We start from the raw sequence: 17,562 nt of genomic DNA, 5'->3' as shown, positions 1-17,562 counted from the left end.
CCGGTCCGGTTATACCATTTTCGTGAAACTGGTATAACTGCCGGCGAAGCTGGGCGTCATGAGCAATCGGAGAGCTGCTTATGACCTGCGCGTTGCCTCCGCTGCCTCGCGGTCGCATACTCCCATAATGCGCCCGCTCCACCTCGCCGCCGCCCTAGCACTGCTCGCCACCCCCGCGCTGGCGCAATTCCCACCGCCCGGCGTCTACTCCTGTGTCAGCGAGAATGGCGCCAATCTTGGCGAACTCACGCTGTTCGTGGCGGGCGACTATTCGTTCAAGAACGTCGACGGCAACAGCGCGAGTGGGCAGGTGGCATCGGCCGGCAACGACGTGAACCCGCTCTCGGGACCGCTCAAGGATATGCAGCTCGTCGGCGTGTTCGGCACCGACGACACCGGCAAGACGAAGTTCCGGTTCACCGGATCGGATGGCCTCGAGGTGACGTGCAGCTAAGGCTGCCGCAGGCCGTCAGTCGGCGGCCCCGCCGCCCGCTGTCTGCAGCCAAGCCTCACCGCAGGCCTTGGCGAGATCGCGGATCCTGAGGATGTAGCTCTGGCGCTCGGTGACCGAAATGGCGCCGCGGGCGTCGAGCAGGTTGAAGTTATGGCTGGCCTTGATGACCTGCTCATAGGCCGGCACGGCAAGCGTCTGGCGATTGCCAACGGCACCCTTCTTCAGCAACGCCTTGCACTCGTCCTCGGCATCCTTGAAGTGGCGGAACAGCATGTCGACGTCGGCGGCCTCGAAATTGTACTTCGAGAACTCCTGCTCGTTCTGCAGGAACACGTCGGCATAGGTGACCTTGTCCTCGCCGCTGCCGCCGTTGAAGTTGAGTTCCATGATGGAATCGACGTTCTGCAGATAACAGGCCAGGCGCTCGAGCCCATAGGTGATCTCGCCCGGCACGGGCTTCGTCTCAAAGCCGGCGACCTGCTGGAAATAGGTGAACTGGCTCACTTCCATGCCGTCGCACCAGCATTCCCAGCCGAGCCCCCAGGCGCCCAGCGTCGGGCTCTCCCAGTCATCCTCGACGAAGCGAATGTCATGCAGGCTCGAATCGAGGCCGATCTCGGCCAGCGACTGCAGGTAGAGTTCCTGGATGTTGTCGGGCGATGGCTTCAGGATCACCTGGAACTGGTAGTAATGCTGCAGCCGGTTCGGGTTCTCGCCGTAGCGGCCGTCCTTGGGGCGGCGCGAGGGCTGCACATAGGCCGCCTTCCAGGGCTTGGGGCCAAGCGCGCGCAGCGTCGTCGCGGTGTGGAAAGTACCGGCGCCCATCTGCATGTCGTAAGGCTGCAGGATCACGCAACCCTGCTCCGCCCAGAAGCGCTGCAGCGTCAGGATCAGCCCCTGGAACGAGTTCCTGGGGTCCATGTGGGCGGGTAGGGAGGTCATCGGCGGGCGGTCCGGCTCTGGAATTGCGCGCGGAACCTAGTGGGGCCAAGGCACCGGGTCAATTCCGCTGTTCATTCGCCATGGTGCTGCATGGCTGGAAACCGCTCCGGGTGCCTCGCGATATCGACGACTTCCCAGGCCGCAAGCGCAATCATGATGCAGGTGGCGGCGGTAGACAGCAGCAGCGGCGACAACCCGCTGGCCAGCGGATAGAGCGCGAGCATCAGGCCCAGACCGATGAGGCGCGGGATCGACCAGTACTTGAACACGGCCAGCTTGAACAAGACGGCGCCGACGAGGAACAGTGCCGGTCCACCGATCAGCACCAGTATCGCGGATGTATCGAGGTGCCCATCCGGATGGGCCAGCACCATTTCGTCCCCGACTGCCGAAACGACGATGCCGGCGATCAGCAGAATGGGGACGTAGGTGTAAGCAAAGCGGGCGATGCCACCGGGATCGTCCGAGCGCCCTATGGCCGCCGCTGCGGCTCCGGCATGCTGGCCGAAGTAAATCCACCACATGGCGATCGACTGCAGCAGCGACACGGTCATCGCCAAGATCAGCGCCGGCGTCCACTCGAGTTCGGTGAAAGCCGTACCGGTCACCAGCACCGACTCGCCCAGCGCGATCATCACGAACAGCCCGCTGCGCTCGGCCATCAGGCCGCCATCGATCGTCCACTCATGCGTGTCGGAGTGACCCAGCCCCGGCACCCAGAAGTTCACGATAGGCGACATCGCGTCGAGCAGCACGGCGATGAGCCACAGGTAGAGGCGCAGATCGCCCTCGGCGAAACCGCCGGCGAGCCAGAATACCGCCGAAGCGCCATACCAAATGGCAATGCGCACGAAGTTCTGCCTCAGCGACGCATCCCGTCGGACCGCCCAGAGCATGAAGGCCGTGCGGCCGAGCTGGAACACCACGAAGGCCAACGCGAAGGCAAGCCCGCGCTCGCCAAAGGCCTCGGGCAGCGCGCTCGAGATCACGAGCCCCACACCCATGAGGATGAACAGTAGCAGCCGCACAAGCGGCTTTTGCGGGTCGAGCCAGTTGGTGATCCACGCAGTGTCGATCCAGGCCCACCAGATGGTGAGAAGCAGCATTCCTGCCCTGAGGGCGCCGCTCCAGGTGAGGTCTTCGAGCAGCGCGTGCGATATCTGGGTGACCGCGATGACGAAAACGAGGTCGAAGAACAACTCGACCGATGTCACCTCGGCGTGGTGTCCCGCCCGCCGGCTGCGCAGCAAACTGTCGACCATTTCCCGACTCCAGTTTGCCGGAAGGCTAGCCGGGGGCCATCGTCCTGTCTTCGGGAATCTAGCGCCCGTCACCCTCGGGCGGTCGGAACTTGCCGTCCTTGTCGCGCTTCAGCGTGATGACGTCGGGGCGCTTGCGCTCCTGCAGGTCACGCTCGTGTTTCGCCTTGTCGATTTCCTTGAACTGTCCGGTCCAGTCGCGCCAGATTTTCCGCACACCCCACAGGATGGCGAGGATAATCGCCACGAAGATCAAGACGCGGAGAAGGGTGCCGGTCATGGCTAGAGCCCCAGCCGCGCCCACACGGAGCGGTCCTCGATGTTGGCGGCAACGTCGCCGGCCAGCGCCGCCAAGCCGAAGCCCGGGAGACTGAAGAGCCTGCGCTTGGGCCCGATCGGCAGCAACTCGACCTTGTCGCCGTAGCGCGTCTGCAGCACTTCATGCAGGTCGCCGAGGCCATCGACCAGGCCCAGTTCCAATCCACGGATGCCACTCCAGAACTCGCCGGTGAACAGCAGGTCATCCGATGCCTTCAGCCGGTCGCCACGACGCATCTTCACCCAGTCGATGAACACCTGATGGATGTCGGTCTCCATCTGCCTGATGCGCTCCACGTCCTCCGGCTTCTCGGGAAGGAAAGGATCGAGCGTCGACTTGTTGCGGCCCGAGGTATGCACCCGGCGATCAACACCAACCTTCTTCAGCGTCTCGACAAAGCCGAAGCCGGCGAAGATCACGCCGACAGAGCCCACGATGGACGAGGGATCGGCGATGATCTCGTCACCGGCAGTAGCAATGAAGTACCCGCCCGAAGCCGCGGCGTCCTCGACGAATACCAGCACAGGCTTTTCGTGCTGATCGGCAAGATCACGGATGCGCTTCGAGATCAGCCGCGATTGCACCGCCGAGCCGCCCGGAGAATTGATGATGATGGCAACCGCCGGCGCGGATTTTACCGCGAAGGCGCGCTTCAGCAGCGGCGCCACAGTCTCGATGTTCAGCCGGCCGGGCCGCTGGTCGGCAGCGATGACGCCATGCAGGCGAACCACCGGCACCACCGGACCGCCCTGCCCCATCTTGCGCTTCATCCAGGACCGGAGACCCATGCGATACCCTCGTTTTCGACCGGGCAGATGTATGTGCCTCGGCGCGGGATTACCAGATGAGCCGCGCCGTGCCGCGGAAGATCGCGTCGAACTCTGGGCGGAAGGCTCGGCCTCTGGGTTCGTGCAAGGCGCGAGCCGCCATCAGCGTGAACGGCGCACGGGAGCCCTTGATGCCGCGCACCAGCACCCGGCTGGCCGGCTCGCCCTCGCGTGGCAGCAGCGGCAGCACGCTGACGGCGCCGAAGCGCCGGGTGAAGGCGGTCAACAGCAGCGGCAATGCCTCTGCGACATGAATGAAGATCACCTCACCGCCCGGCGCGGCATGGGTGGCAGCGGTCTTCACCCAGCGATCGAGAACGTCGTCGTCCATGTGCCGTGCGTCGGCGCGCTGAGTGGACGGCGCCGAGCCCCGGCCTGGATCGAAGAAGGGCGGGTTGGCGATGACGGTGGTGAAATGATCACTGGCCAGCCCCGCAGCGGCACGAACCCGGCCCGGCGCCGTCAAATCGAGCTGCAGCACCTTGCTGCGCTGGGCCATGCCGTTGGTGCCGAGGTTCAGCACCGCAAGCGCCGCCATTGCCGGATCAGCCTCGACTAGCGTCCCCGTGAGGTCCACGAGCTCGGCCATGGCGACCAGCGCCGCGGTGCCGGCGCCGGCGCCGAGATCAAGCAGGCTGCGCGAGCCGGCGCCCACCGACGCACCGAGCAGCACGGAGTCCAGCCCAGCGCGAAAGCCCCGCTCAGGCTGCGACACGGTGAGGCGGCCACCCAAAAAGGCGTCGCGCGTCAGCGTTTGTTGTTTTACAAGATCGGTAGCTTCGTCTAGGGACATCGCACCATCGCGACAGTTCGCATGCGCCCGACTATAGGGTGCCGGATGCGTAGCTCAAACCGGGGATTTCATGGCTCTATCGGCGGCAGCGGCAAACGAGGCGACGACGAACGCCGGCGCGCTTGACCGGCTGGTCGACGCCACCCGGACCGGCATGGATCTCGTCAATGCGATGATCCTCGAAAAGGCCAGCTCGCATGTCCAGCTGGTGCCGGAAGTGGCGCGCTATCTCATCGATGCGGGCGGCAAGCGGCTCAGGCCAATGCTGACCGTCGCGGCCTCGATGCTGTTCGGCCGTGCCAATGGCAGCGAAGTGAATTTCGCCGCCGCCGTCGAGTTCATGCACAATGCCACCCTGCTGCACGACGATGTGGTCGACGAGAGCGAGATGCGGCGCGGCCGGGCGGCAGCGCGGATGAAATGGGGTAACCAGGCGAGCGTCCTGGTGGGCGATTTCCTGCTCGGCCAAGCCTTCATGATGATGGTCGACACCGGCAATGTCGAAGCGCTGAGGGTGATCTCGCAGGCCGCGACGATCATCGCCGAGGGTGAAGTGCTGCAGTTGGCCAAGACGCGCGATCTCAGCACCAGCGCCGCCGACTATGACGAGGTGATCGGCGCGAAGACGGCCACGCTGTTCGAGGCGGCGACGGAAGTGGGTGCGATGGCCGGCGGCGCCGACGCGGCCGGTCGCGAGGCGCTCCGCAACTACGGCCGCGAACTGGGCTTCGCGTTCCAGCTGGTCGACGACGTGCTCGACTATCGCGGCGAAAGCGGCACCCTGGGCAAGAACACCGGCGACGATTTGCGCGAAGGCAAGATGACCCTGCCGGTTATTCTGGCGCTGCAAACGGCGACACCGGCTGAGCGCGACGTGCTGGTCGCGGCACTGGGCGTCGTGGACGCCGGGGAAACCCAGCTCAGGCAAGTCGTCGCGATCTTCAATCGTTACGACACCCTTGGCCGCACCATCGAGCAAGCCGGCACTCACGCCCGCCGGGCTCGTGAGTCGTTGAAGCAGTTGCCCCCCAGCGAGATGAAATCGCTTCTCGGCGAGATCGCCGAATTTACTGTTGCGCGGGCGTATTAACACTTATACGGCCGCGGCGTTTTCCTCTGCCGCGGCGGCTTTGTGGCAAGCGCGCAACATTTGGCCACAGTTCTTTCCGCATCCCGCCACAATTAATAGACTCCCAACAATCGACCCCCTATCGAGTGGTCCATTGATTTGGGAGATTTTCTATGTGGACGAAGACTAAAATTGCATTCGCCAGCGTGCTGCTGTTGAGCGCGGCCGGCGCCGCCAACGCTGCTGATCTGATCGTTGACGAAGTCGCCGTCGAAGCGGCGGCACCCGTCGCTGACTGGACCGGTGCGTATGTCGGCGGTCACGTTGGCTGGGTCAGTGGTACGGTCGACTGGGAGCTCGTGCCCCCGCCAGGCCCGTTCGGTACCTACGACATCGATGGCTGGTTGCTCGGTGTCCAGGGCGGCTACAACTGGCAGGTCGATACATTTGTGCTCGGCGTCGAAGGCGACATTTCTCTCGGCAACATCGTGAGCGACCCGGATCTCTCCGGCTTCATCGATCGCCAGATCAACTGGACAGCTTCGCTGCGTGCTCGCGCCGGCGTGTCGTTCGACGCCGTCCTCTTGTATGGTACCGCCGGCCTCGCAGTGGCCAACAGCACTACGGAGATTTTCGGCTTTGCCGATGACACCAACACCCATGTGGGTTGGACCGTCGGTGTTGGCGCGGAAGCCATGGTTGCTGAGAACGTGTCGGCCAAGCTTGAGTACCGCTACAGCGACTACGGCAGCCAGACCTACGACTACTTTATTCCGTTTGGCCCGGGCTTCAATATCGAGTCCGACAGCAACATTGTCGCCCACAGCATCACCGCGGGCGTGAACTTCCACTTCTGATCGTACCGATCAGCATCATTTCGCAGCGGCCCCTTCGGGGGCCGTTGTCGTTTTCAGCTGATCACCGGAGCCGCTGCGACCCAGTATTGCGGGTATTTCGCGCGCATGTCGTGGGCGGCCTGATGGGCCTGCGCGGCGGAGCCGAAGAGGCCGAACACCGTGCCGCCGGAGCCGGACATGCGGGCCAGCGCGCAGCCATCCAGCACCCGCATCTGCCGTAGCAGGTCACCGATCGCCGGCACCAGCGCGACGGCCGGAGCCTCGAGGTCGTTGCGAGTCTCGGCCAGCCACAGGCCGAGCTGCGCCGGCCGGGTGAGCGGTTGCGGCAGGGCCGGCATTGGCGGGTTGGTGCGCTGCTCCAGCCGGCGGAACACGTCGGCGGTGACCACCGGGATCAGCGGATTGACCAGCACCAGGTGAGTGGGGGGAAAACCGCGCAGCGGGTGGAGAATTTCGCCGACGCCACGCACTTCGCAGGGCCGCGACAGCAGGCAGGCTGGCACATCGGCGCCGAGCGTCAGTGCAACCGCCCGCAGGTCGGCAAGCGAGAACTCGCCCTCCGCGATGCCCGCAAGCAGGCGCAGCATCGCTGCGGCGTCGGCCGAACCGCCGCCAATGCCTGCGGCGACCGGCAGGTTCTTGGTCAACGAGATATCCAGCCCGTTGGGCAGGCTCTCCGGCCAGCGGGCCCGGAACGCGTTCACTGCCCGCGTCACGAGGTTGGAGTCGCCTCCGCCCGCCGCTGCGGCGAAGGGACCGGTGACGCGCAGGCGATCGGCCTTGGCGGGGTGCGCCGAGACCTCGTCGGCGACATCGACGAACACCACGAGGCTCTCGAGCTCGTGGTAGCCATCGGCGCGCCGGCCGGTGACATGCAGGGCGAGATTGACCTTTGCGGGGGCCGCCTCGGAAACGGCGGCCACGGCGGTGCCTTGCGCCATGTTACTGGGCGGGCGCGGCCTGGCCTTCCGCTACAGGGCTTGCATCGGGCGCGGGGCTAACGGCATCGAGACCGCCCGCGAGCTTCTTGGCCACCCGCTCCTTCACCGCGCCGGTGGTGTCGACGGCCGCGGCGATGTTCCACTGGAACCGAGCCTCGAGCTGGCGCCCGGCCCGCCAGTAGGCATCGCCGAGGTGGTCGTTGATCTCGGGATCGGTGGAACGGAGCTGCACGGCGAGTTCGAGCTGCTGCACCGCGTCCTCGAAGCGGCCAAGCCGGAAATAGGCCCAGCCAAGGCTGTCGATGATGTAGCCGTCATTCGGCGCCGCCGCGACTGCCTTCTGGATCATGTCGAGCGCCGGCATCAGGTTGATGCCCTGGTCGACCCAGCTGTAGCCGAGATAGTTCAGCACCTGGGGCTGGTCGGGGTTGAGCTCGAGCGCGCGCTTGAAATCACCCTCGGCCTTCTCCCACCGCTTGTCGCGCTCGTAGGCAATGCCGCGCACATAGTAGAAGCGCCAGTCGCCCGGAGCGTCGCCACCGGCAACCGCAAGCGCCTTGGTGTAGGTGTCGGCCGCCTCGGCATATTTCTCGGCGGCGCGCTGCATGTCGCCGAGCACCGAAAGCGCCTCGAGATCCTTGGGGTTGGTGGCGACGATGTTGCCGAGCTTGCGGATCGCTTCGTCGCGATTGCCCATGGCGTTGAGGTTTTCCGCCACCCGCACCACGGCCATCGGCTTCATCGGCGAGTCGGCCGGCAACTTGTCGTAGATGGCGTTGGCAGCGTCATGCTGGCCCGCGCCATCGAGCAGCTGGCCATAGACCAGGTCGATCACGTCGGACTTGGGATCGAGATACATCCCGAGCTGCAGGAACACTGCCGAGACATCGGGGCTGCCCTCGCGGGCCAGCGCCACGCCGACCGAATGGAACATCTCGGCTGCGCCCGACTGCACGTCGGCCGCAAACACGCCGGGGCGCTGCTTCAGGTCGAGCTTGGCCTTCACGGCAGCGACGAGCGGATGGTCGAGCCCCTGGGCCTCGAACTTGGCGATCACTTCCTCGGCCTCGTCAAAGCGGCCGGCATTGCCCAGCATGCGCGCATAGGCCTCGACGATACGGGCGACGAACGGGTCGGTCTCGTATGCCTTGGCGGCGTATTCCAGCGCTTCCTTGCTCTTGCCCTCGACGTCGGCCATCAGCGCGCGGTGGAAGACGAGGAAATCCTCGAGCCCGCCCTGCCCGATCTCGTCGAGCACCTTGTTGGCCTCATCCGGCTTGCCGTCGCCGAGCAGCGCCCAGGCGCGCAGCAGCCCGCCGGTGATCCCGGCAAAGGTATCGCCGCCGACATTCTCGAGTTCCTTGGCCGCGGCGCCATAGCGGCGCTGCTTGACCGCCTCGGTGCCGAGGACGAGGCTCGCCAGGTCGTTCGGCGCGCTCAGCTCGAGCATGTGCTTGGCAACGCGCGCCGCGTCGGACACCTGCCCGTTCGCGGCATAGGCGATGAAGCTGCGCTCGATGATGATCGGATTGTCCCAGTCGCCCTCTGCGGCGGCGCGGAAATAGCGCGCTGCGTCATCTGTGCGCAGATCCGAAAGCGCCTGCCGGCCGGCGAGGTAGCTGCCGGTGACGCTGTTATCCCGCAGCGGGAACGCGGTCGATTCGAGCGCCATGGCACCGCCGATGGTGAGCATGGCGGCGAGCAGAACGCCGGAAGCGAGACGGGCTTTTTGGGTCACGAGGCTCGAAAACTCCGAGGAGGGCAGGAAAGCGCTGACTAGCCCAAGAAACATGGGCGATTTTGCGACTGCGCCGCAAGGGGCAGGCACGATGACGTGACGGCGTCCGGCCGCCTACATTCCGGAATAGTTGGGTCCCGACCCGCCTTCGGGCGGCACCCAAGTAATGTTCTGTGCCGGGTCTTTAATATCACAAGTCTTGCAGTGCACGCAGTTCGCCGCGTGGATGCGGAACACTGGCGCCCCGCCTTCCTCGGTCACTTCATAGACCCCCGCAGGGCAGTAGAGCGGCGCCGGCTCACCATAGCGCGGCAGGTTCTCCCGCACCGGCAGATCGGGGTCAGCGAGCTTGAGGTGCACCGGCTGGTCTTCGTCGTGGCTGAGGTTGGCGAGATAGACCGAGGCGGCGCGATCAAAGGTCGTCACGCCGTCCGGGCGCGCATAGGTCCGCGGCGTCACTGCCGAGATCGGCTTCAGCCCCTGGTAGTCAGCCTTACCGTGCTTCAGTGTGCCAAAGAGCGAGAAGCGGAACAGCGCCTCGCACCACATGTCGAAGCCGCCCAGTAATACGCCGAGATACGTGCCGAAGCGGCCCCAGAACGGCTTCACATTACGCACCGGTTTCAGTTCAGCGCCGATACCGGTTGCCAACACGCTGTCGTTCAGCTCCTCGAGCGTATCGTGCGCCCTGCCCGCGCCGATCGCCGCGGCGACCCGGTCGGCGGTGGCCATGCCCGAGCGGATGGCGTTGTGGATGGCCTTCAGCGCCGGCACGTTCATGAAGCCCGCGGCGCAACCGATCAGCGCACCGCCCGGAAAAGCGAGGTCCGGCACCGACTGCAGCCCGCCCGAGGTCAATGCGCGTGCGCCATAGCTCAGCCGTCGCGCGCCCTGCAGTACTCGGGCAATCGCGGGATGGCTCTTGAAGCGCTGGAACTCGCCGAATGGCGACAGCGTCGGGTCCTCGTAGCCGAGGTGGACAACAAAGCCGAGATAGAGCTTGTTGCCCGCTGTATGGTAGGCGAACCCGCCACCGGAAGTGGCATTGTCGAGCGGGAAACCGAGATAGTGATCGACGCGCCCCGCCTCGTGATGCTCGGGGGCGATCTCCCAGACTTCCTTGATGCCGAGCCCGTAGAGCTGCGGATCGTGCCCGTCGGCAAGGCCGAAATGGCCAATCAAATGCTTGGCCAGCGAGCCGCGGGCCCCTTCGCCGATCAGCGTGTATTTGGCCCTGAGCCCAATGCCCGCGGCATAGGTCCCCTTGGGATTGCCGGCGTGATCGACGCCGAGATCACCGGTGATGATGCCTTCGACCCGGCCGCCCTCGCCAGTCAGCACATCCACTGCCGCGGTCATCGGGAAGATGTCGACGCCGAGGCCCTGTGCCTGCTCGCCGAGCCATTTCACCAGATCGCCGAGGCTGACGATCACCGCATCGGGGACCTTCATCTGCGGCGGGATCATCAGGCCCGGCAGCGGGACATCGGCGGTGCCGGTGAGGAAGTGGAAGGTATCGCGCGTGACATCGGGACCAACCGGCGCCCCCATGTCGCGCCAGCCGGGCAGCAGCGCATCGAGCCCTACCGGGTTCATCACTGCGCCGGAAATTATGTGTCCGCCCAGTTCAGCTGACTTTTCCACTACTGTGACCGACAGGTGCGGCGCCACCTGCTTCAGCCGGATGGCCGCGCTCAGCCCCGCGGGACCAGCGCCGACGATGACCACATCGGTCTCGAGGATCTCGCGGTTGCCGGCGTCGGCCAAGGTCACATCCCATTCGAATATGGCGGGGGAAAGCGGGCTGTGACATAACAGAACAAATGTCCGAAAATCGACCGCTAAATGACGCCGAAGCCCGCGCGGCGCTCGACTGGTATCGCGCCGTCGGCGTCGATTTCGCCGTGGGCGAGGAGCCGGTCGATCGTTTCGCCGCCTCGGCAGCGCCGTCGCGCGCGCGTCCGGCACCAGTTGCCGACGTTGCTCAGACCGCGACGCCGGTGCCCGCACAGGCTCCGATAGCGATCTCGCTGACGTCGGATCCGACCGAAACGACTGCTCTCGCGGCCGGCGCCACGACGCTCGACGAGCTCCGCGCGGTGATGAACGCCTATGACGGGTGCCTCCTTAAGAAGCGCGCCACCCAACTGGTGTTCGCCGACGGCAATCCCGAAGCCGAGATCATGCTGGTGGGCGAAGGCCCCGGCGAACAGGAGGACCTGCAAGGCAAGCCCTTCGTCGGCCGCGCCGGGCAACTGCTCGACCGCATGCTGGCAGCCATCGGGCTAGACCGCACTAAGGTCTACATCGCCAACATGGTGCCCTGGCGCCCGCCCGGCAATCGTGACCCCTCGCCCGAAGAGATGGCGCTCTGCACGCCGTTCCTGCTGCGCCAGGTCGAGTTGGTGGCGCCGAAGTTCCTCGTGACCCTCGGCAACGTCCCGACCAAGTCGCTGTTCCAGACCCAGAACGGCATCACCCGCATGCGCGGCCAGTGGCGCGACCTGACGATCAACAGCCACCAGACCCGTGCGCTGGCCACCTTGCACCCGGCCTATCTGCTGCGCACTCCGGCGAGCAAGGCGCTGGCTTGGCGGGACATGCTGAGTTTGAAGCAGGCGATGGATGAGACACGGGCCTCTGCCGGCTAGTCCGTGCGGCTGCCGTGGCCACGAGCCGTTATCTCCTGCGACCAAAGCACCAACCCACATCGCTATTTTGACGGCGACTTAACGCTCTCGCGCAGAGAATAATCGCGGCGCTTGAGTATCCTGCCCGAATTTGGTCCGACTCCACGGGCAAGCGCCTCAGGACCAAGAACCGCAGAAAGCGCCATGTCCTCCGCCCTCAAGATCTATGCCCTGTTCATCGGCTCGGCACTCCTGATGTTCGGAGGCGGCCTACAGGGCCTTCTGCTCTCGGTGCGCGGCGCCGAGGAGGGCTTTTCGCTGACCGCGCTGGGCCTCATCGGCACCGGCTGGTCGGTGGGGTTCGTCGCCGGCTCGATCACCGTGCCGCTGCTGGTGAAACGGGTCGGGCACATTCGTGCCTACTCGATCATGGCGGCGATCGGCACGGTCACGATTCTCCTTAACCTGCTCTGGGTTCAGGACATCGGCTGGATCGTGCTGCGCGCTTTCTCCGGCTTCTGCTTCGCGGGCGCCGCGATGATCGTCGAGAGCTGGCTCAACGAAGTCGCCGACAACCGCAGCCGCGGCACCATTTTCTCGGTCTACACCACGATCAACATGGCAGCTTCGACGGTCGGCCAGCTCGCCATGGCGGTCACCGGCACGTTCGGGCACATCCCGTTCGTGGTCGGCGCCATCGCCTTCATCTGCGCGCTTCTGCCGTCCGCGCTCACCTCGACGCCGCAGCCGCGGCCGATCTCGTCGGCCCGGCTTGACGTGGTGCTGCTCTACAAGACCTCGCCCCTGGCGGTGATCGCTGCCTTCGCCTGCGGCATGGCCAACGGCACGTTCGGCACGCTCGCCCCGGTCTATGGCTTCGAGCAGAAGCTCGATGCCTCGACCATCGCCTACCTGTTCGCCGTCACCGCCGTCGTCGGCGCCGTGGCGCAGACGCCGTTCGGCCGGCTGTCGGACAAGATCGACCGCCGGCTGGTGATCGTCGGTCTCAGCGGCTTCTCGGCCGTCGTCGGGCTGCTCACCGTGCTGATCAACCCCAGCAGCGGCGTGCTGATGTTCATCCTGTTCGGGATGTACGGCTTCGGCGCCTACCCGCTCTATGCCATCGCCGTGGCGCACGCGAACGACTTCGCCAAGGAAGGCGAGTTCGGCCGCGTCGCCGGCGGCATGCTGCTGATCCTCGGCATCGGCCTCGCCATCGGTCCGATCATCGCCAGCTGGGTGATGAACACGATCGCGCCGGTGGGACTGTTCATCGTCACCGCTACGTTCCACGGAGCGCTGGCCGTTACAGCGTTCCTCAGGATGAAGGTGCGGCCAGTGCGCGACGCGACGGGACGGGTCCGGTTCCGCGCCATGAGCGCCGAGAAGGGCGTGTCGCCCGGGACAGTGACGCTCGATCCCCGCGGTGACGAAAGCCAGGCGCCGCGCCCGACTGCAGCTCCTGCGGCACCTGCGGGCGAAGCCGAGATCATCGTGCCTGATCCGATCGAGCCGGTGGTGCTTGCGCCCGAGCATCCCAAGCCCGATGCTCCAGGTGACACGACGAAGTCGGACAAGCCGAAGCCGGAGTAGAGAAATGTTCAAGAGCGAGCTCGACCAGAGCAAGCCGTTCACCCCGCTGTCGATCGCGGTGCTCGCCGTATCGGATACGCGCACGCTCGAAACCGATACCGGTGGAGCGCTGCTGAAATCGCTGATGGAAGCCGACGGGCACAAGTGCTTCGAGCGCGCCGTGGTGCGCGACGACATCCATCAGATCCGCGCCAAGGTGATGGAGTGGGTGGTGAACCCGGCCATCGATGCGATCATCACCACCGGTGGCACTGGGTTCTCCGGCCGCGATGTGACGCCCGAGGCGCTGGAGCCGCTGTTCCAGAAGCGGATGGAGGGGTTCTCGGTGCTGTTCCACCAGTACTCTTCGACCACCGTCGGCACCTCGAGCCTCCAGTCTCGCGCCACCGGCGGCCTGATCGGCGAGACGTTCGTCTTCGTCCTTCCCGGCTCGCGCGGCGCCTGTCGCGATGCGTGGGAGGGGATCCTGCGGGCCCAGCTCGACAACCGGCACAAGCCCTGCAACTTCGTCGAGCTGATGCCGCGGCTGGCCGAGCGCTAGGAACGGCGCTTCGGCCCCGGCGTTGTCCTTCGAAGGAGAACTCCGATGATCCGCAAGCTCAAGTCCGGCGAATACCGGCTCTATTCCAAGAAGACCGACCCCAAGACCGGCAAGCGTCGGAACCTGGGCACCTTCGACACGCGCGAAGGCGCCGAAAAGCACCAGCGCGAAGTGCAGTACTTCAAGCGCCACTGACAACCGACCCTCAGCGCGCTATCTTCCGGCATGCCCAGCAAGGACCAGAAAATCACCGTCGCCCTGACGCGCAAGCAGACGGCGCCGCGCAACGTCGCCGCCAAGGCACTGCGTGAAGGGCAGTTCCAGCCCAAAGTGGAGCCCGGTCCGAAGGGCTACAAGCGCAAGAAGAAGCACAATCAGGACCCGCTGCTCGAAACCGAAGAGCCAGACGAATAACTTCATTGCAGTTAATTCAGTTGATTTGCTGAATTCCAGTTTATCCCCAAGTTTAGCTCGCGCCGCGAACTCCTTCCAAAAACACGTTCATTTCCCATTCAGCCGGCGCAATTCAATTGCGATGCCCTACCGTCCGGTGCCACTTTGCGGCACTCAGGGCGTCACATCGGGAGGGCTCCATGACTGGGCTGATCATTCTGGCGATCGTCGTCGCCGCAGTTGGCTACGCGATCTTCATCTACAACGACCTGGTGTCGAAGCGGCAGCTCAAGGAAGAGGGCTGGTCGGGCATCGATGTGCAGCTGAAGCGCCGCACCGACATGATCCCCAACCTGATGGAGACGGTGAAGGGCTATATGGGCCATGAGCGCGAGACGCTCGAGGCCGTCACCAACGCCCGCGCCGCGGCCACCGCCGGCGCCAATGCCGGCCCGGCAGAGCGCAGCCAGCTCGAGGGGGCGCTGTCAGGTGCTCTCGGCAAGCTGCTCGCCATCGCCGAGGCCTATCCAGACCTCAAGGCCAACACCACCTTCCTCGAATTCCAGAGCGCGCTGCAGAACGTCGAAGACGAAATCCAGCTGGCCCGCCGCTACTACAACGGCTCGGTGCGCAACCTGAACACCGCCGTCGAGAGCTTCCCCTCCAACGTCGTCGCCAATGCCTTCAAGTTCGAGAAGGCGGAGTATTTCGAGCTGGAGAACGAGGCCGACCGGGCCGTGCCGTCGGTGAAGTTCTAAGCGCCGGTTGTTCAAAATGGAGAAGCTGGTGGCTGTGGACCCCCACCCCTGTCCCCTCCCCCTGCCGGGGAGGGAGACGAAGGAGCCGCTTGCTCCGACGTTGCGGCAGCCGCCGCCAATTCGGAGGGTTTCCCTCCCCAGTAGGGGGAGGAAACAGGGGTGGCGGTCCACAGCCACCGGGTTCGCGGCCGCTCTATTGGCGCTGTTTTTCGCCCTCCTCCTCGCCCTTCCGGCCACCGCCCGCGAAGCCATCACCTCATTCGCCTCCGCCGTCACCCTCCTCGCCGATGGCTCGGTCGACGTCATCGAGACCATCGAGGTGAACGCCGAAGGCTATGAGATCAAGCGCGGCATCTATCGCGACATCCCGTTGATCCTGATCAACCCGGACAACTCGCGCCTCCGCTCCAACCTCGCCGTGCAATCGGTCACTCGCGACGGCCGGACCGAGCCCTACTCGCTCGAAAGCATCGGGGCCGGCTTCAAGCGCATCCGTATCGGTGATGCCGATGTGTTCCTCAGCAACGGCCGGCACAAATACACCATCCGCTACACCATGACCCGGATGGGCCGCATCTTCGCCGATCATGACGAGCTGTTCTGGAACGCCACCGGCAATTACTGGAACTTCCCGATCGAGGAGGCTGTCGCCTCGATCACCCTGCCCAAGGGCGCGGTGATCGACCGGCTGGTCGGCTACACCGGCCCGCCCGGATCGATGGAGCAAGCCGTCACCATCACTCGCACCTCGGACAACACTGCGATCTTCCGGGTAAACCGACCGTTGGCCTCGGGCGAAGGCGTCAGCGTGGCGGCGTCGTTTCAAAAGGGCATCCTCACCGAGCCGGAGGGACTAGACGCGCTGCTGTTCTGGCTGAGCGACCACCGCGACATCGTGGTGCCCGTGATCGCTGTCGGCCTGGTGCTGCTCTACAACCTCCTCGCCTGGAGCGCCGTCGGCCGCGACCCCAAGAAGGGCACCATCATCCCGCTGTTCCACCCGCCCAAGGACTTCTCACCGGGGCTCGCCGAATATGTCGACGGCATGGGCTGGGCGAAGGGTGGCTGGACTGCCTTCACCGCCTCGATCTTCGACCTCGGGGTCAGGGGCCTGGTAAAGATCGACAACCCGGGCAAGACGCTGACCGTCACCACTACCGGGAAGGAGCCGCCGGACGATCTCGGGGCGGCCGAGCGGCTGCTCTTCAACTACTTCAACTCGCAGGGCAAGGTAACGGTCAACACCACGACAGGGCCGAAGCTCAACGAGACCCGCGGCCAGTTCGTCTCGGCCATCGAGACCGAGAACCGGCAGGTCTACTACAAGAACAACACCGGCTACGTGGTGCTGGGCGTGGCGCTGTCGGTGGCGATCCTTCTCGCCATGGTGCTGTTCGACATGCTGGACCCGATCACCCTGGTGTTCGCGGGCGCCGGCGCGCTGTTTCTGGGCATCCTCGCCGGCATCCTGAGGGGCCTGTGGCGCAGCCCGATCCTGTCGAAAATCATCTTCGCAGTGTGGGCAGTGATCTTCGGCGGGAATGTCCTCGGCGCGGCCGGCAGCTTCTTCGGCGACTTCCGCATCGGCGAGTTCCGCCCCGACATGGCGCTGATCGGCGCCGCCTCGATCATCTTCATCAACGTGGTGTTCGCCGTGCTGATGCGGGCGCCGACGGTGCAGGGCCGCAAGGTCATGGATCAACTCGACGGCTTCAAGATGTACATGAACACCGCTGAGAAGAATCGCCTCAACATGACCAACGAGCCACCGATGACGGTGGAGCGGTTCGAGCGCATCCTGCCCTACGCCATCGCGCTGGGCGTCGAAAAGCCATGGTCGGAGCACTTCGAGGGCGAACTAGCGCGCAACGCGGTGGCGGACGCGCGCAGCGGCAGCTACTCGCCCGGCTTCTATTCCGGCCGCGACTGGTCGAGCGGCTCGGGCAGCTTCGCGAACACCGTTTCCTCGGTCGCCAGCGGCATGAGCGCCGCGATGGTCGCTGCGCAGCCGAGTTCGTCATCGGGCTCTGGCTTCTCCAGCGGCGGCGGCGGAGGCGGCGGTTCCGGTGGTGGCGGAGGCGGTGGCGGCGGGGGTGGATGGTAGCCTGTAGGCAGCGCGCAGGTTGGTGACGCACCATCTGAACACACATCCGCCCTGCAGTGGTCGGAGCTCGATCTTGCCACAACCACCGCCCGGCACCTCCCCCTCTGACGGGGGAGGATGGGAGGGGGTGAGCGGAGCCACAATCACGAGGCCGGGCAAGGCGTTGCGAGAATCTTGCGCCGATCTATCCCCCCGCTCCCCACCCATGCGATTCTCCCCCCATCCGCTGCACCGAAGCGAGATCATGACGAGTGGTTGGTGCGGGGGAGACCGGGTGGGCTGCGGGTCGCTGCAGTTCAGGCGGAAACCATCACGGCAAGGACCGGTTCGCCGGTCAAGCCGCT

At 65.3% G+C, this 17,562-nt stretch carries 18 protein-coding genes; 10 read left to right on the top strand and 8 right to left on the bottom strand.

Going from position 1 to position 17,562, the window contains the following annotated elements:
* Positions 1–127: 127 nt before the first annotated feature.
* A complete protein-coding gene (locus AC1DWU_RS11345) occupies positions 128–454 on the top strand; it encodes a hypothetical protein (protein WP_477150087.1) in 327 nt (108 codons plus the stop codon).
* Between the two features lie 15 nt (positions 455–469).
* Here the strand turns inward: AC1DWU_RS11345 and AC1DWU_RS11340 are convergent, their stop codons facing one another.
* From AC1DWU_RS11340 to AC1DWU_RS11320, 5 genes are all read right to left on the bottom strand, one after another.
* Complete coding sequence (locus AC1DWU_RS11340) at positions 470–1,396, bottom strand: glycine--tRNA ligase subunit alpha (protein WP_477150086.1); 927 nt, start codon at positions 1,394–1,396, stop codon at positions 470–472.
* A 71-nt stretch (positions 1,397–1,467) separates the two neighbouring features.
* On the bottom strand, positions 1,468–2,658 hold the full coding sequence (locus AC1DWU_RS11335; protein WP_477150085.1) for a low temperature requirement protein A: 1,191 nt from the start codon (positions 2,656–2,658) through the stop codon (positions 1,468–1,470).
* 58 nt (positions 2,659–2,716) lie between these two features.
* A complete protein-coding gene (locus AC1DWU_RS11330; RefSeq protein ID WP_477150084.1) occupies positions 2,717–2,935 on the bottom strand; it encodes a hypothetical protein in 219 nt (72 codons plus the stop codon).
* A gap of 2 nt (positions 2,936–2,937) precedes the next feature.
* The gene (locus AC1DWU_RS11325; protein WP_477150083.1) at positions 2,938–3,762 is read right to left on the bottom strand and encodes a S49 family peptidase; all 825 of its coding nucleotides are present in this window, start codon (positions 3,760–3,762) and stop codon (positions 2,938–2,940) included.
* 49 nt (positions 3,763–3,811) lie between these two features.
* Positions 3,812–4,594, bottom strand: coding sequence for a tRNA1(Val) (adenine(37)-N6)-methyltransferase (locus AC1DWU_RS11320; RefSeq protein WP_477150082.1), 783 nt, complete (start codon positions 4,592–4,594; stop codon positions 3,812–3,814).
* Positions 4,595–4,664: 70 nt separating this feature from the next.
* Between AC1DWU_RS11320 and AC1DWU_RS11315 the strand changes: the two genes are divergently transcribed.
* Both AC1DWU_RS11315 and AC1DWU_RS11310 read left to right on the top strand, forming a co-directional pair.
* Positions 4,665–5,684, top strand: a complete 1,020-nt coding sequence (locus AC1DWU_RS11315) for a polyprenyl synthetase family protein (protein ID WP_477150081.1) — start codon at positions 4,665–4,667, stop codon at positions 5,682–5,684.
* A gap of 152 nt (positions 5,685–5,836) precedes the next feature.
* Complete coding sequence (locus tag AC1DWU_RS11310) at positions 5,837–6,520, top strand: outer membrane protein (RefSeq protein WP_477150080.1); 684 nt, start codon at positions 5,837–5,839, stop codon at positions 6,518–6,520.
* Between the two features lie 53 nt (positions 6,521–6,573).
* On the opposite strand, the gene AC1DWU_RS11305 is transcribed toward AC1DWU_RS11310, so the two are convergent.
* The 3 genes from AC1DWU_RS11305 to AC1DWU_RS11295 all read right to left on the bottom strand — a co-directional run bounded on the left by AC1DWU_RS11305 (position 6,574) and on the right by AC1DWU_RS11295 (position 10,972).
* Positions 6,574–7,443 (bottom strand): 4-(cytidine 5'-diphospho)-2-C-methyl-D-erythritol kinase, encoded by an 870-nt coding sequence (locus AC1DWU_RS11305; RefSeq protein WP_477150079.1) that lies wholly within the window; start codon positions 7,441–7,443, stop codon positions 6,574–6,576.
* Between the two features lie 19 nt (positions 7,444–7,462).
* Complete coding sequence (locus AC1DWU_RS11300) at positions 7,463–9,199, bottom strand: tetratricopeptide repeat protein (protein WP_477150078.1); 1,737 nt, start codon at positions 9,197–9,199, stop codon at positions 7,463–7,465.
* Positions 9,200–9,313: 114 nt separating this feature from the next.
* On the bottom strand, positions 9,314–10,972 hold the full coding sequence (locus AC1DWU_RS11295; RefSeq protein WP_477150077.1) for an electron transfer flavoprotein-ubiquinone oxidoreductase: 1,659 nt from the start codon (positions 10,970–10,972) through the stop codon (positions 9,314–9,316).
* 50 nt (positions 10,973–11,022) lie between these two features.
* Between AC1DWU_RS11295 and AC1DWU_RS11290 the strand changes: the two genes are divergently transcribed.
* From AC1DWU_RS11290 to AC1DWU_RS11260, 7 genes are all read left to right on the top strand, one after another.
* A complete protein-coding gene (locus tag AC1DWU_RS11290; RefSeq protein WP_477150076.1) occupies positions 11,023–11,850 on the top strand; it encodes a uracil-DNA glycosylase in 828 nt (275 codons plus the stop codon).
* Between the two features lie 183 nt (positions 11,851–12,033).
* Positions 12,034–13,422, top strand: a complete 1,389-nt coding sequence (locus tag AC1DWU_RS11285) for an MFS transporter (RefSeq protein WP_477150075.1) — start codon at positions 12,034–12,036, stop codon at positions 13,420–13,422.
* A gap of 4 nt (positions 13,423–13,426) precedes the next feature.
* A complete protein-coding gene (moaB, locus tag AC1DWU_RS11280; RefSeq protein WP_477150074.1) occupies positions 13,427–13,963 on the top strand; it encodes a molybdenum cofactor biosynthesis protein B in 537 nt (178 codons plus the stop codon).
* 45 nt (positions 13,964–14,008) lie between these two features.
* The gene (locus AC1DWU_RS11275) at positions 14,009–14,158 is read left to right on the top strand and encodes a hypothetical protein (RefSeq protein ID WP_477150073.1); all 150 of its coding nucleotides are present in this window, start codon (positions 14,009–14,011) and stop codon (positions 14,156–14,158) included.
* Between the two features lie 30 nt (positions 14,159–14,188).
* Entirely contained in the window at positions 14,189–14,377 is a 189-nt protein-coding gene (locus AC1DWU_RS11270) for a DUF7230 family protein (protein WP_477150072.1), read from the top strand.
* 179 nt (positions 14,378–14,556) lie between these two features.
* Entirely contained in the window at positions 14,557–15,114 is a 558-nt protein-coding gene (locus AC1DWU_RS11265) for a LemA family protein (RefSeq protein WP_477150071.1), read from the top strand.
* 196 nt (positions 15,115–15,310) lie between these two features.
* Entirely contained in the window at positions 15,311–17,218 is a 1,908-nt protein-coding gene (locus AC1DWU_RS11260; RefSeq protein ID WP_477150070.1) for a DUF2207 domain-containing protein, read from the top strand.
* The last annotated feature ends 344 nt before the right edge of the window (positions 17,219–17,562 follow it).

It is taken from the genome of Devosia sp. P2_G7 (genome assembly GCF_056403495.1).
This window is presented reverse-complemented; position numbering and strand designations above follow the sequence as displayed.